Source organism: Nocardia sp. NPDC006630, assembly GCF_040611495.1.
Taxonomy (GTDB): domain Bacteria; phylum Actinomycetota; class Actinomycetes; order Mycobacteriales; family Mycobacteriaceae; genus Nocardia.
In genome coordinates this window covers 157,495-172,807 of sequence record NZ_JBEXOK010000006.1, presented here as the reverse complement: position 1 = coordinate 172,807, position 15,313 = coordinate 157,495, and the positions used below count along the sequence as shown (strand labels likewise).

Annotated in this window: 13 protein-coding genes; 2 read left to right on the top strand and 11 right to left on the bottom strand. The window is 66.3% G+C overall.

Annotated features, from left to right (window positions below):
• Positions 1 to 5 precede the first annotated feature (5 nt).
• The 5 genes from ABZX86_RS19070 to ABZX86_RS19050 all read right to left on the bottom strand — a co-directional run bounded on the left by ABZX86_RS19070 (position 6) and on the right by ABZX86_RS19050 (position 6,869).
• A complete protein-coding gene (locus tag ABZX86_RS19070; RefSeq protein WP_355125132.1) occupies positions 6 to 1,601 on the bottom strand; it encodes an NAD(P)/FAD-dependent oxidoreductase in 1,596 nt (531 codons plus the stop codon).
• A gap of 106 nt (positions 1,602 to 1,707) precedes the next feature.
• Positions 1,708 to 3,243, bottom strand: a complete 1,536-nt coding sequence (locus ABZX86_RS19065) for an FAD-binding protein (protein ID WP_355125130.1) — start codon at positions 3,241 to 3,243, stop codon at positions 1,708 to 1,710.
• A gap of 87 nt (positions 3,244 to 3,330) precedes the next feature.
• On the bottom strand, positions 3,331 to 4,233 hold the full coding sequence (locus ABZX86_RS19060) for an NADP-dependent oxidoreductase (RefSeq protein WP_355125128.1): 903 nt from the start codon (positions 4,231 to 4,233) through the stop codon (positions 3,331 to 3,333).
• A 67-nt stretch (positions 4,234 to 4,300) separates the two neighbouring features.
• A complete protein-coding gene (locus ABZX86_RS19055) occupies positions 4,301 to 4,939 on the bottom strand; it encodes a class I SAM-dependent methyltransferase (RefSeq protein WP_355125126.1) in 639 nt (212 codons plus the stop codon).
• Positions 4,940 to 4,961: 22 nt separating this feature from the next.
• Positions 4,962 to 6,869 (bottom strand): DUF6301 family protein, encoded by a 1,908-nt coding sequence (locus tag ABZX86_RS19050; protein WP_355125124.1) that lies wholly within the window; start codon positions 6,867 to 6,869, stop codon positions 4,962 to 4,964.
• 120 nt (positions 6,870 to 6,989) lie between these two features.
• On the opposite strand from ABZX86_RS19050, the gene ABZX86_RS19045 reads away from it, so the two are divergent.
• The gene (locus ABZX86_RS19045; protein ID WP_355125122.1) at positions 6,990 to 8,738 is read left to right on the top strand and encodes a penicillin-binding transpeptidase domain-containing protein; all 1,749 of its coding nucleotides are present in this window, start codon (positions 6,990 to 6,992) and stop codon (positions 8,736 to 8,738) included.
• Positions 8,739 to 9,016: 278 nt separating this feature from the next.
• Positions 9,017 to 10,006: an alpha/beta hydrolase family protein gene (locus ABZX86_RS19040; protein ID WP_355125120.1), complete on the top strand. Its 990-nt coding sequence runs from the start codon at positions 9,017 to 9,019 to the stop codon at positions 10,004 to 10,006.
• 6 nt (positions 10,007 to 10,012) lie between these two features.
• Here the strand turns inward: ABZX86_RS19040 and ABZX86_RS19035 are convergent, their stop codons facing one another.
• From ABZX86_RS19035 to ABZX86_RS19010, 6 genes are all read right to left on the bottom strand, one after another.
• The gene (locus tag ABZX86_RS19035) at positions 10,013 to 10,630 is read right to left on the bottom strand and encodes an isochorismatase family protein (protein ID WP_355125118.1); all 618 of its coding nucleotides are present in this window, start codon (positions 10,628 to 10,630) and stop codon (positions 10,013 to 10,015) included.
• A gap of 85 nt (positions 10,631 to 10,715) precedes the next feature.
• Positions 10,716 to 11,708: a helix-turn-helix domain-containing protein gene (locus ABZX86_RS19030; RefSeq protein ID WP_355125116.1), complete on the bottom strand. Its 993-nt coding sequence runs from the start codon at positions 11,706 to 11,708 to the stop codon at positions 10,716 to 10,718.
• 127 nt (positions 11,709 to 11,835) lie between these two features.
• Entirely contained in the window at positions 11,836 to 13,230 is a 1,395-nt protein-coding gene (gene dnaB / locus ABZX86_RS19025) for a replicative DNA helicase (RefSeq protein WP_327142836.1), read from the bottom strand.
• Between the two features lie 621 nt (positions 13,231 to 13,851).
• Positions 13,852 to 14,307, bottom strand: coding sequence for a 50S ribosomal protein L9 (rplI, locus tag ABZX86_RS19020; RefSeq protein ID WP_327142835.1), 456 nt, complete (start codon positions 14,305 to 14,307; stop codon positions 13,852 to 13,854).
• A gap of 17 nt (positions 14,308 to 14,324) precedes the next feature.
• Positions 14,325 to 14,576, bottom strand: coding sequence for a 30S ribosomal protein S18 (gene rpsR / locus ABZX86_RS19015; RefSeq protein ID WP_297614015.1), 252 nt, complete (start codon positions 14,574 to 14,576; stop codon positions 14,325 to 14,327).
• Between the two features lie 54 nt (positions 14,577 to 14,630).
• Positions 14,631 to 15,212 carry a single-stranded DNA-binding protein gene (locus tag ABZX86_RS19010; protein WP_327142834.1) on the bottom strand — a complete coding sequence of 194 codons (582 nt, stop codon included), beginning with the start codon at positions 15,210 to 15,212 and terminating at the stop codon, positions 14,631 to 14,633.
• Positions 15,213 to 15,313 lie beyond the last annotated feature (101 nt).

Below are 15,313 nucleotides of genomic sequence, written 5' to 3'. Positions count from 1 at the left end.
CCGCTTCAGTTTCCGGTGGACTCGAGTACCGCCATGGCGGCATTGTGGCCGCCGATGCCGCTGACACCACCGCCGCGAATCGCGCCCGCGCCGCACAGCAGGATATTCCGGTGTGCGGTGGCGACGCCCCAGCGGGCGGCGGGGGAGTTGTCGGAATCTTCTGGCAGATAGGGGAATTCGAGATCACGGTGGAAGATGTGGCCGCCGGGTAGGCCGATATCGCGCTCCAGATCGACCGGGGACTTCGCCTCCAGGCAGGGGCGGCCGTCGGCGTCCAGGGCCAGACAGTCGCGAATGGGTTCGGCGAGAACCGAATCCAGTTGGGCGAGTGTGGCCTCGACGAGAGCGGCCTTGGTTCCGTCCGGATCGTAGGCGAAAAGCCTTGCGGGGGTATGTAAACCGAAGAGCGTGAGGGTGTGCATGCCCTGCGCGAGAAGCTCGGGGGACAGGATCGAGGGATCGGTCAGGGTGTGGCAGTAGATCTCCGCGGGCGGGGCGGACGGCAACCGGCCGGATGCGGCCTCGCGATAAGCCTTGTCGAGCTCGGAGCCGGATTCGGCGATATGGAAGGTGCCTGCGAAGGCGGCGGCGGGATCGACCCGGGTGTCCCGCAGGCGCGGTAGGCGGCGCAGCAGCATATTGATCTTGAGCTGGGAACCCTCCGGGCGTTCCGCGGTCTCGCCGAGCAGCCGCGCCAGTTCGTACGGTGCCGCATTCGCCAGTACCCGACCTGCCGCGACCGTACCGGTGTCGCCCGATGCCGTGGTGAAGTCCACCTGCGCTGTGCTGCCATCGGTTTCGATGCGCGTGACCGCGCAACCGGTCACGATCTCCGCCCCCGCCGCGCGGGCCGCGGCCGCGAGCGCATCCGTCAGCGCGCCCATACCGCCGATCGGCACATCCCAGTCGCCGGTGCCGCCGCCGATCACGTGATAGAGGAAGCAGCGGTTCTGCAGCAGCGACGGATCGTAGGCGTGGGTGAAGGTGCCGATCAGCGCATCGGTGAGGACTACGCCGCGCACGGTGTCGTCGGCGAAGGTCTTGTCGACCCATTCACCCAGGGGGCGTTCGAAGATCGCGCCCCAGAGCGCGGAATCGTCTACCGTGCGGCGCATTTCGTCCCGGGTCGGCAGCGGTGCCGTCAGAGTGGGAAAGACGCGCTGTGCAAGTCCGGCGGTCTGTGCGTAGAACCGTTGCCAGGCAAGGAAATCCGCCTCCGAGCCGGTGACCCGCGCGAAACTCTCCCGCGTCTCCGCCTCGGACCCGTTGTCCACCAGCAGCCCGCCCGTACCGACCGGGGTATAGGAGGAGATGCGCCGCCGCCGAGTCTCGAAGCGCAGCCCCAGATCTCGCACGATCTGCTGCGGCAGCAGACTCACCAGATACGAGTACCGGGACAGCCGCGCATCCACCCCGGGAAAAACCCGCGCCGACACCGCCGCACCACCGGTGTGATCCTCCCGCTCGAGAACCAGCACCGACCGCCCGGCCCGCGCCAGATAGGCGGCGGCGACCAAACCATTGTGGCCACCGCCCACCACGACCACGTCGTACCGCGCCCGCCCGGGCCCGCCCGCTGCTGCTCCGTCGCCCGCACTCATGGATCGACTCTAGCCAGTTCCGCATCCAGAACACGGCAGCCCGGCCCACCGCTCCCGGCCCGGAAGCCCCGCCGGCCCGGCGTGCTTTCGGCCTGGATCCATGGATCTAGCGGCTTGCCATATCCAGTGCTGCCAGATGGCTGAACAGCACCGATGCCCCGATCGGGTTGCCGCCGCCCGGATAGGTGGTGCCACTCGGCGCGGCCATGGTGTTGCCCGCCGCGTACAGCCCCGGGATGGTTTCACCGGCCTCGTTCAGGACGCGTCCCACCGTGTCGGTGCGCAACCCGCCCTTGGTGCCCAGATCGGAAATGCCGAAGGCGGCCGCGTGGAACGGTCCCTTCACAATGGGCGCGAGGGGGGACTCGCCATGGGAGAAGGCGCGGTCGTAGGCCTCGTCGCCGCGCCCGAAGTCGGCGTCGACACCGGCTGCGGCCTGCTCGTTGAAGCGGGCCACGCTCGCGCTCAGCGCATCCGCCGGCACGCCGATCTTCGCGGCAAGTTCCTCCAGCGTGTCGGCGGTGTGCCAGAGTCCCGCCTCGACGTACTTCTCGGTCTCCACCATCGGCACATTGCTGGCCTTGATCGGCGGGATCGCACCCTCGGTGTCGTCGTAGATCATCCAGAACGGCAGGGATACCGAGCCGTCGTTCATCCGGTCGATGATGTCGCGGCCCAGCCGGTCGTACGGCGCGGACTCGTTGACGAACCGCACTCCGGCCTGATTCACGAAAATGCCGCCGGTGAACCACAGCGCGAAGGCCGCGCGCCCGTCCGGATGGATCAGCCCCGGCGACCACCACGCCTGATCCATGAGATCGGTATCGGCGCCGGCGGCAATGCCCGCCTCGTGCGCCTTACCGACATTTCCCCACGGCCCCATGGTGTCCCGGGCCACGCCGGGCACTCCGTAGCGCCGGCGCAATTCGTCATTGCCCTCGAAACCGCCCGCCGCCAGCAGCACTCCCTTACGGGTGCGGATGGCGATCCGATTGCCCTCGCGCTCGACGATCGCGCCGACCACCGCACCGCCCTCGACCACCAGCTCCACCAGTGCGGTGTGCAGTTGCAGTGAAACGCGGGGGTACTTGGCCATTGCCAGCAGGAACCGCCCGACCAGGGCCCGGCCGCCGATGAGATAGTCCGGCTGCGGATCACCGTGCCGGTCGGTGGCGAGCGGTCCGCGGATCGATTCGCTCAGCTCACCCAGTTCGCTCGCGCGCAGCGGCGTGGGGATGATGTGCCGCTTACCGTCCAGCCGCGCCTTGGGCGCCTTACCGAAATAGTCCGGCCACGGGAACATCTGGAACGAGATGCTCTCATCGCTCTCGAAATATTCGATCGCCCCCGCACCGCCGCGTACATACGCTTCCTGCAGCGCGGCCGGAGTGCGATCGCCGACCACCGCGCGGTAGTAGGTGAGCGCATCCTCGAGGGTGTCGTCGACACCGGCCCGCCGCAGCACCGGATTGCAGGGGAACCACATTCCGCCGCCACCCGAATACGACGTGGTGCCACCGAATTTGTCGGTCGCCTCCACCAGCGTCACCGTCAAACCCTCGCGCGCGGCCGTATAGGCCCCGGCCACACCGCCGCCGGAACCGGCGACCAGCACATCGACTTCTTCGTCCCAGTACTCCACCACTTACTCCCTGCTATCGCCTCTGCTCGACGGTAAGCGCAGCGACGCGGCGATGCACCAGATGTCCCGATGGCCAGGAATCCGCGGTCAGGCGGCAGCCCAGGGCACCAGCACGATCTTGCCGCGCACCCGCCCGGAGGCGCTGAGCTCGTGTGCCGCGGCCACCTCGGCCAGCGGCATGACGCGCTCGACCGTGCTGCGCAGCTGCCCGCGGTCGACCAGCGCCGCCACCGCGCGCAGATCGGCGCCGGACGGCCGGAAGTAGAGGCGGTGATAGCGAGGGTCGTCCAGCGGCACCTCGCCCTGGGCATCGATCAGGCGGCCGGTGGGGTGCAGCATGGTCAGCGAGCGTTCGGTGTAATCACCGCCGACCAGGTCGATCACCCGGTCGACGGCGGCGATGGTGGTGAAATCGGTTGTCGTGTAATCGATTACCTCGTCCGCGCCGAGCTCGAGCAGGTATTCGTGATTGGCCGCGCGGGCGGTGCCGATCACGTGCGCACCCCGCGCCTTGGCGATCTGCACGGCCAGATGACCCACGCCGCCTGCTGCCGCATGCACCAGAACACGTTGTCCCGCTTGGACTTCGGTGAGTCCCTGCCAGGCGGTGAGCACCGCGGTCGGCAGGGCGGCGGCGTGCACATGGTCGAGCGTCGCGGGTTTGGGCGCGAGGAAATCCGCCGGGGTGACCACATATTCGGCGTAGGCCCCATTGCGGCTCAGCACCGCGCCGTACACCTCGTCGCCGGGCGCGAACTCGGTGACGTCCGCGCCGATCTCCTCGACCACGCCGGATACATCGAGTCCCAGGGTGAACGGCGGTGCGCCCAGTTTGGTGACAATGCCCGCGCGCAGCTTCCAATCGGCCGCGTTCACCGAGGTGGCGGCCACCCGGACCAGCACCTGGCCGGGGGCCGGGCTCGGCTTCTCGACCTCCACCGTCTCCAGCACTTCCGGACCGCCGAGGACTCGCTGACTGATCGCCTTCATACCCATGGGTCTTCGCAAGCCGGGGCAGCGGGTTTCTATTCCGGACGCGGTGCCGATCGGTGGCCGATCAATTCCGGACGGCGAGCACGTAGCCCTGCGGGCCGCGATCATCCGGCCGCGGTGCGCGCAGCATGCGAGCCGTCACCCGGAACCCGGTCTCCTCGAGCACCTCCGCCAAAGTATCCGGGGCCCAGCGGTATCCGGGGGCGACCTTGTGCTCGTAGGCCTGTACGCCCCGCGGTTCCTCGGAGGCCTGGAAGCCGAACAGGATATGACCCTCCGGCCGCAGGACGCGCGCGAACTCGGTCAGGACTGCGGGCACCCGCTCCGGCGGGGTGTGAATAATCGAGTACCAGGCGACGATTCCGCTCAACGCCGCATCGTCCAGGCTCATCCGCTCCATCGAGCCCTCCTCGAAATGGATATCGGGATGGGCGGCCCGCGCCTGGCGAATCATTTCGGGAGACAGGTCGATTCCGAAGACATTGAGCCCCGCGGCCTTCAGATACGTTGTCACCCGGCCCGGCCCGCAACCGATATCCGCGACCATCCCGGGCTCGGTCTCGCTCACCGACTCGGTGAAAACATCGAGCATGGCTCGATCGAACGGGTTCGAATCCAGTTGGCGCTTGAACATATTGGTGTAGAGCTCGGCGACGGCGTCGTAGGCAGCCCGGGTGACAAGGACATCATCGATCTCGGTCATCTCTCGACTCTAGGGGTGCCGGTCAGAAGCCGGTCGAGCCCGTCGACGGAGTGCGCAGGGCATGCTCTTCGCCCTGGGCGTGCACCCGCAACACGGTGTACGGGCCCATGCGGGTGCGCAGCGGCCACAGCGCGAATTCCACGAAACGGCGGAAATCCCGGAAGAGCGCGGGGCGGTAGAGACCGTGCCGCCAGACCGGGCGGCCGGTCGCGGGACGCTGCCAGCCGTTCGTGCGCATGAGCTCGGTGGTGCGCGGGTGCAGGCCCAGGCCCGCCTCCGCATCCAGGGTGACCCGCAGGCCGTCCGCATCACGAAGGAAGGTGGTGCAGCCGCGATCACCGGCATCGATGGTCACTTCCGCCTGCTCCGGCAGATCGGCGACTATGGCCGACAGATCGTCGAAGAACTGCCGCCACTCGCGCTCGGCGGCCCGGCGCGCGGTCTGCTGCTGTTCGAGGATCAACTGTCGTTCGCGCTCAGCGGGATTCACCAGATACAGCTCGACGGTATCGCCCACCGCCGCCACCCCGAGCGCCAGTCGACGGGTCGACCAGACCGGGCCGTGCGTATGCCACAGCGTGCCGTGCACGGGTGCGCCCAATTCGGTGCGCAGGCCGTCGACGGCCCGGGCGACGGCCGCGGTCAATTGGTCGCGCACCTCGGCGGGCGGGCCCTCCTCGTACAGCTGCGATTCGATGCTGTCGCTGAGGGTGATGCAGATCGACTCCAAACGGTCACCGTCACAGCAGAATCGGGCTCGGGCGCCATCGATGCGCAGTTCGGTCCGGACCCACACCACGCGATCCGCCGGGCGGGGTTCGCCCTCGAGCTTCCAGCCGAAGCGTTCGGCGAAACCGTCGATATCCGCGCGGGTCCAGGTCCAGGCGAATTCCCTTGCGGCACGGGCGATATCGATTCCACTCGGGATATCCACACGCAGTGGGCCGATATCGAAGCCGTAGGGGGCATTGCTGCGCAGGAATTCGGCGCGCTGCGATCGGGAGGTCGGGTGCGGTGGAATGCCCAGTGCCGCGAGGGGCAGATCCTCGCCGCCCTCCACCCAGGCGTCGACCACCAGATCAGTGACCGCCTGCACGTCCAAGGTGCGCAGCGCTTCGACGGTGCCTGCGGCGAAATGACTTATCGCGGTGCGACCGGCGTTTCGAGGAAGCTTGCGCCACCAGTTCGAATCCTCGGTGGGCGACCAGCCCTGTGCCGTAAGCAATTTCCCGACGTCATCGCCGTATCGCCAAGTGGGGTCGATGAATTCGCTGCGGCTCAACTCGCTGGTGAGTTCGCGCTCCTCGACCGCGAACTGCACGTACCGGCCGCCGGGCGCGGTGACAACCACTCGCGCATCGGTCGGCAGCGTCTCCAGATATCCGGCCAGGTCCTCCGAGAACCGTCCCCACCCGCCCATTGCCGTTCGCCGCCGGGCGCCGTCGTGCCGCCGGTCCATCCAGAACCGCTGATCCACCGGGTTCACCAGCATGAGATCCACGGTGTCGGGGCCGAGGGCCAGTCCCACCACCAGATTCGGCAGGATCCAGGCCGGTCCCTCCTCCGGTCCCGCGCCGTGCTCGGGTTCGCCGAGTTCCTTCGTGATGGCATCGCGCACCCGGATCATGGCCTCGGCGAGCAGTTCCGGGCTGGTGCGGCCGTCCGGCGCCGGGCAATCCGAGACCGGCACCCGCACATACTGCAGCCGCCGCCCGCTGCCCCAGAACATGGCGGAGTCCCACCACACCCGCAACCCGGTGCGCGAGAAGACCGCGCCACGCCGCATGGTTCCCACCGGTTCCGGTGTCTGCCAGCCCACCCGGCGCGCGAAACTGCGGACGTCCGTCGGATCCCAACTCCACCCGAACCCCACCGCTACCTTTACGATCCCGACCGCGCCCGCACTGTCCACCCGAACCTCGAAACCCACCCCGCGACCCTAGCTCTGCCCGTCGCGACGGGGTACCACGTTCACACGCCCAGTTCCGTGCCCGGGCCTGCCGCGGCGGGTAGCGTCGGGACGATGCGGACGGGAACGAGACTCCTCGGAATGGTTATCGCATCGGGACTGGCCCTGACGGCCTGCTCCAGCGGCGACTCGACGGCCGATCGAATGAAGCAGGCGGCGAACGGTTTCGCCGATGCGCTCACCCGCGATGATGTCGCCGCCGCGGCCGGAGCGACCACCGATGCGAAGCAGGCCACCGACAGTCTCGGCGGGCTCTACGACGCACTCGGCAAACAGGTTAAATACCAGGTCAGCAATGTTCAGAAGACCGACGCCGGTGGCACCTTCACCCTCGCCGCCGATTGGAAACTGGGCAAGGACGGCCACAACGAGTGGACGTACTCCACCACCGGCACGCTCGATGACACCGGTGACGGGTGGAAGGTGCACTGGAATCCGGCCACCGTCGCGCCCGGGCTCGATATCGGGCCGCTGTCCTACGGGCCCGTCGCCCCGGCGCCCGCGGCCCGGGTGCTCGACAGCACCGGCGGCGAATTCATGAGCCAGCAGATCGTCACGCTGGTGAATCTCGCGCCCGGCGCGGATACCGCGGCCGTGGCCGGACTGCTGCATACGGCCGCTCCCGATGTCACCGCTGCCTCGCTGACCTCGGAACTGGCTGGCGCGCAAGGTAAACCGATCACCGCCGTGACCCTGCGACCGGCTGATATCGCGCCCATTCAGGATGCGCTCGCCGCGCTGCCGAATGTCACGCTGGCGCCGCAGACGCGCCTGCTCACCACCGATAAATCTCTCTCCTCGCCGGTGTGGTCCGGGCTCTCCGACCTCTGGCAGCAGGATGCCGACGCCGCGGCCGGCTGGGCCGTGCGGGCCCGTGGCACCGACGGCAGCACCCAGCGCGTCGGCGGCCAGGATGCCAAGGCCGTCACCGATATTCACACCACGCTGGACCCGGCGCTGCAGCATGCCGCCGAGGCGGCGCTGGTGCCGATCCCGCAGGCCGCGGCGATCGTCGCGCTGCAGCCGTCCACCGGAAACGTGCTGGCCATCGCACAGAACGGCCCGGCCGACGATCAGGGGCCACTCGCTCTCACCGGGCTCTACCCGCCCGGGTCGACCTTCAAGACGGTCACTGTTTCCGCGGCCCTGCAATCGGGTGCGGTCACCCCGGATACCGTGCTCGCCTGCCCCGGCACCGAGAACATCGAGGGCCGGCAGATCCCCAATGACAACAACTTCGACCTCGGACAGGTCCCGCTGCACACCGCCTTCGCCAAATCCTGCAACACCACCATGGGGCGGCTGGCGGTGAATCTCGCTCCCGACGCGCTCACCACCGCGGCCATGCAGCTCGGCCTGGGCGTCGACTACACGACACCCGCGCTGACCACCGTCACCGGCAAGGTTCCCAGTGCCGATACCGCCGCGCTCCGCGTGGAGGAGGGCATCGGGCAGGGGCAGGTCACCGCGAGTCCCTTCGGTATGGCCATGGTCGCCGCCGCGCTGGCGCACGGGTCGCCGCCGAATCCGGCGCTCGTACAGGGGCGTCCAGGGGTACCCGGCAAGGTGCCGCCCGCGCTGCCGCCGACGATCGCGGATCAGGTGAAAACCATGATGCGAGAGACGATTACCGGCGGGACCGCGACTCAGCTGGCCGATATTCCGGGCCTGCTCGGCAAGACCGGCACCGCCGAATTCATCGATGACAAACATGCGCACGGCTGGTTCGTGGGGATCTCCGGCGATCTCGCCTTCGCCGTATTCATCAACGACGCAGGTAGTTCCACGCCTGCCGTCGATGCCGCAGGTCGCATGCTGCGCGCGCATTGAGTGTCCGCGGTGATCGGCTGGACGTGCGCCGCATCACATAATTGTGTGGCTATTTTCTAGCAACGAATTCTCGTTCGTGAGCGATAGGTACTTCGAGCGGGCGTGAGGACAGCAACTGCCGCTGTTCGCACGCCCGCTTGTACCGGTTCGGGGACCGGTTCCGGACAGTCCTGCGGTGTTGTGACCGCTCGAACGAGAGGAACCGATCGTTGAGATCGCTTCGCGGTAGATCGAATTCGTCCGAGTCCACCGGGAGCTGGCTCCGGCGGACGGTACTGATGATGGCATTGGCGCTGGTCGCGCCCCTGGGGATGGTCGCCCTCGGCGGCGCGAAGGCCTCAGCGGCATTCAATCCGGCCGCCTTCGACTTCTGGGTCGACTCACCCGCCATGGGGCCCATCAAGACTCGCGTATTGCGCGCCGCGGACGGCAATACCAACCGTGTCGTGTACGCGCTCGACGGTATGCGCGCCGGTGAAGGACTCAACGGCTGGGAGATCGAGACGAATGTCGCCGAAACCCTGGCGAGCTGGAATATCAATGTGGTCATGCCGGTGGGTGGTCAGTCCAGCTTCTACACCGACTGGAACGCGCCCAGCGAATTCTTCGGCATCCCAGCGGGAACCGGCTCGGCGAACACCGGATCCGGTGCCACCGACTCGCTTTCGGGCGGACCAGGTAAGAGCTACCGCTACACCTGGGAAACCTTCCTGACCCAGGACCTGCGCTCGGCCCTGCGAGATCGCCTGGGCTTCAATCCCACTCGCAACGGCATCTTCGGCCTGTCGATGGGTGGCAGTGCCGCCCTCACGCTCGCCGCCTACCACCCTGATCAATTCAGCTTCGCCGGTTCGTACTCCGGCTACCTCAATATCTCCGCACCCGGAATGCGCGAAGCCATCCGCCTGGCCATGATCGACGCCGGCGGCTACAACGTCGACTCCATGGCTCCGCCGTGGGGTCCGCAATGGCTGCGCATGGATCCCTTCGTCTTCGCCCCGCAGTTGGTCGCCAACAACACTCGCGTCTACGTGGCCGCGGCCAGCGGCCGCCCCACCGCCAACGACGGCCCGAATATGGGCACCGTGAACGGTATGGCCCTGGAAGCGCTGGCGCTGGCGAATACCCGCGCGTTCCAGGTCCGCATGGCCACCCTCGGCGCCGCCAATGTCACCTACTCGTTCCCCGAATACGGGATCCACGCGTGGAACAACTGGCAGGACGAGGCGTATCGGATGCTTCCCGATCTCTCCGCCAGTATCGGCTGACCGCAGTCAGTTCGGGATGGCATCGACCGTCGGGACGACCGTGCCGAACAGATCGGTGATCGTCGTCAGACTCGCGGCCTGCAGGGCGGAGGCGGGCAGGACGCTGCCATCCGGCGCGGTGAGCGCGCGCGTCGCCGTGGTCTCGGCGACGACGGTCGGCCGGTAGCCGAGGTTGAACGCGCCCTGGGCGGTGAACGTGACGCACATATGGGTCATGAAACCGGCGAGCAGCAGATCGCCGCCCGGGGCAATGTTCAAGTCCTGCAGTACTTTCCGAAGTTCGGTCGCGTGGAAGGAGTCGGGGAACTCCTTGATCACCACCGCTTCTCCGGGCAGCGGGGCGACCTCGTCGCTGATGGCGCCGATCCGGGCGCGAATGTCGTACGGGGTGTCCACGCCGCCGTCGTTGAGGATGTGGATAACCGGAATGCCCGCGGCCCGTGCGCGTTCCAGCAGCTTCGCGCCCGCCGCGAGCGCTTCCTCGGCGCCTTCCAGAGCCATCACGCCGGTGCGATAGGTGTTCTGATAATCGATCAGGATCAACGCCGACTCGCTCAGGCGCGGCGGCTGATTGTCCAGGCCGATCACATCGCGCAGGCTCGTGGACGGGGCGGTTGTGCTCATCAGGGGTCCTCTCCTAGGGAAATTGGGTACAGCGAATCCGCATCGCGCACGTATCCGTGCGAGATGCTCAGTGAGACAGGTAATTTCAGGCAGGCTGAGTTCGGAACCGGCGGCGATAGGCGGCCGGGGTGGTGGCAAGCTGCCGCTGGAAGGCGCGGTGCAGCGTCTCGGCAGCGCCGAAACCCGCAACCGCCGCAACCTGATCCAGCCGAAGGTCGGTGCTCTCCAGAAGCCGGCGCGCAGCCTCCACCCGCGCCGCTTCCACATAGTTGGTGGACGAAGTACCGGTCTCATGCTTGAACACCCGCGCAAAGTGCCTCTCGCTCAAGCACATTCGAGCAGCCAGCACAGGCGCAGCCAGGTCCTCGTCGAGATGCTCGGCAATCCACAGCCGCAGTTCATCGATGTCCCGCCGACCGGAGGCAGGCCGACTCATCGGCACCGAGAACTGACTCTGCCCACCCTGCCGCTTGAGATACATGACGAGCTGCCGGGCAACCCCCAACGCCAACTCCTCACCGTGATCCTCCGCAACCAGCGCCAACGCCAAATCCAAACAGGCACTGATCCCCGCCCCCGTCCACAACCGCCCCCGATCGGCCCGCACGAAAATCGGATCCGGATCAACAGTCACCGCCGGATGGTCGAAAGCCAGCTGAGCAGCCGTCGACCAATGCGTAGTAGCCGTCTTCCCATCCAGCAATCCCGCCGCTGCCAGCACATGCGCACCCACACACACCGAAGCCACCCGCCGAGCATGCGGCGCAGTAACCCGCACCCACTCCACAACGTCAGCATCGATCCGAGCGACAGGTCCATGCTCGGTCAGATCGACAGCTCCGGGCACCAGCATGGTGTCCACCCGCGCGCCGACCTCACCAAACGCCACATCGGTCAGCAGCCGCACCCCAGCCGAAGTCCGAACAACCCCCGCCACCGGCCCAGCCAACCGAACCTCATACAGCTCCCGCCCCCCACTCTCACTGTTGGCCAGCGCAAACACCTCAGCCGGACCAGTGACATCAAGCAGATCGACATCAGGAAAGACCGCGATGACAACACGATGCGGAGTGGGCATGCACCCATCCTCTCCAAGGCACCACATGTCCGCAATGACGATTCCCTGTCACATTCGGACACGGCGGTCTCGCGTCACCCGATGAGGTAACTCAGGAGTTCGTGGCACGCATGACTGGTGCGTGCGATCAGCCGCGAGCCATATCGACGAACCGGCTCAGGTGTAGCTGATGTGCCACGGTAATAGTGGCAGTAGGACCATTTCGATGTTTACCGACAATGAGGTCGGCTTCGCCGCCGCGGGGGTCATCTCTTTCGAATGCATCGGGGCGATGCAAGAGGATAACCATGTCCGCATCCTGTTCGAGCGAGCCCGATTCGCGAAGATCGGAAACCATCGGCCGCTTATCGGTTCGCTGTTCTGGACCACGGTTCAACTGACTGATGGCAATAACCGGAACTTCCAATTCCTTCGCCATCAGTTTAAGGCTTCGGGAGAATTCCGAGACTTCTTGCTGGCGGGATTCGACCTTCTTGCCCGAGCTCATGAGCTGCAGGTAGTCGACCACGATGAGGCGGATGTCATTGCGCTGTTTGAGGCGTCGGGCCTTGGCGCGGATCTCCATCATGGTGAGGTTCGGTGAATCATCCACGAAGAGCGGGGCCTCACTGATTTCGCTCATGCGCCGGGCCAGCCGTGTCCAATCGTCGTCGCTCATGCGACCCGAACGCATATCGGCGAGTTTGATTTTCGCCTCGGCCGATAGTAGGCGCATGACAATTTCCGTGCGGCTCATTTCCAGGGAGAAGATAACGCTCGCCAAGCCATTCTTGATCGAGCAACTCCGCATGAAATCCATTCCCAGGGTCGATTTGCCCACACCAGGTCGAGCCGCGACGATGATCATCTGGCCGGGGTGCAGGCCGTTCGTCAACTCGTCGAGTTCGGTGAAGCCGGTGGGGACGCCGAGGGAGATGCCGCCGCGGCTGGCGATGGAGTCGATTTCGTCCATCGTGGGCTGGAGGAGTTCTTCCAGGGGGAGGAAGTCTTCGCTGGAGCGGCGTTCGGTGACTTCGTAGAGTTCGGCTTGGGCGCGGTCTACGACTTCGGCCACGTCCTGGCCGTCGGCGCCGGCGTAGCCGTACTGGACGATGCGGGTGCCGGCTTCGACCAGGCGGCGCAGGATCGCCTTCTCCGCAACGATTTCGGCGTAGTAGCCGGCATTGGCCGCGGTGGGGACCGTTTGGGTCAGGGTGACGAGGTAGGGGGGTCCGCCGATGCGCTTGAGTTCGCCGCGACGGTCGAGGGTGGCGGAGACGGTCACCGGGTCGGCGGGTTCGCCGCGGCCGTAGAGATCCAGGATGGCGTCGTAGATGGCCTGGTGCGCGGGACGGTAGAAATCGCCGGGGCGGATGACCTCGATGACATCGGCAATGGCGTCCTTGGACAGCAGCATGCCGCCCAGCACCGACTGCTCCGCGGCCATATCGTGCGGAGGCTGGCGGCCGAAATCCTCACCGGGCGCTTCGCGGTACTCCGAAGGTCCGTGCTCATCGTGGCCGCGATCGTCGACGACTGCCATGTCGACCGTCCTCTCTCGTCCGGCCCGGATGCGACATCACCGTTTCTACGCCTGTGCACCGACACTTTCGGGCAGCGACGCGTCGCTACCGGCGGATATCGGCAAACCGGTGGTGCCGTGTGGTGGGTGTCGGGAATCGTGCCGTCCCCGGGGCTGTGGTCACGACAATGATGCGAACCTAGGCGACCGGACAGGCACCCGCCAAACCGAGCTGTGGATACACCTGTGGACAAAGTGGGTGTTGTTCACCAACCGTTGTGCACCCCCTGTGCATAACGTGGGGACAACAATCGGCCGGGTCCATCAACACCCAGGTAGTGGGCCATTTCTCAGTGAACGCAACTGTGGATCAAATTGGTCCGGCGTGTCGCTGGACGTCCACCTTCGGGCGTGTTGAGTGAACGGCATTCGTCAGGCATGTGACCTGCTACACAATGCGAATGGTTGGTTTGCTTTGTCATACACACCCCGGGCGAACACTCCGAAGCACGCATGGCGATGCCCCACGAGCACAACTCGCGAGGCGAAATAGGCAATACCTGGCAAACCTATACCGGACAGACAGAATCGGAGGCCACCCACGCACCTAGGTGCGAAGATGGCCTCCGCTCTCGGGCCGAATTACTCGGCGCCGTTGACCTGCAGGTCGAACTTGGCAGCCACATCGGGGTGCAGGTGCACCACGACATTGTGCTTGCCGGTGCTCTTGATGTGAGCCTTCGGCAGCTCGATGCTGCGCTTGTCGACGACCGGGCCGCCGGCAACCTTGATGGCTGCCGCGACGTCGGCGGTGGTGACCGAACCGAAGAGCTTGCCGGTGCCGGCGGTCTTCACCGACAGCGCCACGCCCGTCAGGCCTTCGATGGCCTGCTTCAGCTCGTTGGCGTGATCCAGGTCGCGCACCTTGCGCGCGTCCTGGGCACGACGGATGCCCGCAACCTGCTTCTCGGCACCGCGGGTGGCGGAAATCGCCAGTCCGCGGGGGAGCAGGAAGTTACGGCCGTAACCGTCCTTGACCTCAACGGTGTCGCCGGGCGCACCGAGGTTGTCAACATCAGCAGTCAGGATCAACTTCATTGCTGTGTCTTCCCTTCTCAGCGAGCCGTGGACACGTAAGGCAGCAGAGCCACCTCACGGGAGTTCTTGACGGCTACGGCAATGTCGCGCTGGTGCTGCACGCAGTTGCCGGTCACACGACGTGCGCGGATCTTGCCGCGATCGGACACGTACTTGCGCAGCAGCGCGGTGTCCTTGTAGTCGATGTTGACGCTGCCGGTCTTTGCTTCCTTGCAGAAGGCGCAAGCCTTCTTCTTCAGCACCTTCTCGCGTGCCGGTGCTTTGGCCATGGGTTTTACTCCGTAATCCTGGGGGAGCCGGTGGCTCCCTGCGAATGCCGTTGTCTAGAACGGCGGTTCATCGTCCATCTGCTGCCCGCCCCCGAAGGAGCCGGCCGCGGGCGCACTGCCCCACGGGTCGTCGCCGGCACTCTGGCCGCCACGACCTCCGCCACTGCCACTGTTTGCACCGCCGCCGGAGAAACCTCCGCCGCCGCCCTGACCGCCGCCCCCCTGGGGAGCGCCGCCGCCGCCCGCGAAACCTCCGCCGCCACCGCCACGGGTGGTTTTGTTGATCTTCGCGGTCGCGTACTTCAGGGACGGACCGACCTCTTCGACCTCGAGTTCGACGACTGTGCGCTTCTCACCCTCGCGGGTTTCATAGGAGCGCTGCTTCAGCCGTCCACTCACGATCACCCGAGATCCACGGGTCAGGCTCTCGGCGACATTTTCCGCAGCTTCTCGCCAGATGTTGCAGCGCAAGAAAAGCGCTTCGCCGTCTTTCCATTCATTGGTATTACGGTCGAACACACGGGGAGTCGACGCGACCGTGAAGTTCGCGACGGCCGCTCCCGCGGGCGTGAATCGAAGCTCGGGGTCAGCCGTCAAGTTTCCGATGACGGTGATGACCGTGTCGCCTGCTGCCATGGTTCCTCCTGCTATATCCGGTGCAGTCCGCAGTGCACTCGCCTGTTGGCAGTCAGCCTAGAGATACAGACCGACGCTGTGTGAGCGCACATGCGGGAGGA

What these genes read in the sequence shown, in the direction of transcription:
- ABZX86_RS19070 (WP_355125132.1), bottom strand. Translation starts at nt 1,601, where the DNA reads ATGAGTGCGGGCGACGGAGCAGCAGCGGGCGGGCCCGGGCGGGCGCGG.
- ABZX86_RS19060 (WP_355125128.1), bottom strand. Translation starts at nt 4,233, where the DNA reads ATGAAGGCGATCAGTCAGCGAGTCCTCGGCGGTCCGGAAGTGCTGGAG.
- ABZX86_RS19055 (WP_355125126.1), bottom strand. Translation starts at nt 4,939, where the DNA reads ATGACCGAGATCGATGATGTCCTTGTCACCCGGGCTGCCTACGACGCC.
- ABZX86_RS19045 (WP_355125122.1), top strand. Translation starts at nt 6,990, where the DNA reads ATGGTTATCGCATCGGGACTGGCCCTGACGGCCTGCTCCAGCGGCGAC.
- ABZX86_RS19040 (WP_355125120.1), top strand. Translation starts at nt 9,017, where the DNA reads ATGATGGCATTGGCGCTGGTCGCGCCCCTGGGGATGGTCGCCCTCGGC.
- ABZX86_RS19035 (WP_355125118.1), bottom strand. Translation starts at nt 10,630, where the DNA reads ATGAGCACAACCGCCCCGTCCACGAGCCTGCGCGATGTGATCGGCCTG.
- ABZX86_RS19030 (WP_355125116.1), bottom strand. Translation starts at nt 11,708, where the DNA reads ATGCCCACTCCGCATCGTGTTGTCATCGCGGTCTTTCCTGATGTCGAT.
- dnaB (WP_327142836.1), bottom strand. Translation starts at nt 13,230, where the DNA reads ATGGCAGTCGTCGACGATCGCGGCCACGATGAGCACGGACCTTCGGAG.
- rplI (WP_327142835.1), bottom strand. Translation starts at nt 14,307, where the DNA reads ATGAAGTTGATCCTGACTGCTGATGTTGACAACCTCGGTGCGCCCGGC.
- rpsR (WP_297614015.1), bottom strand. Translation starts at nt 14,576, where the DNA reads ATGGCCAAAGCACCGGCACGCGAGAAGGTGCTGAAGAAGAAGGCTTGC.
- ABZX86_RS19010 (WP_327142834.1), bottom strand. Translation starts at nt 15,212, where the DNA reads ATGGCAGCAGGCGACACGGTCATCACCGTCATCGGAAACTTGACGGCT.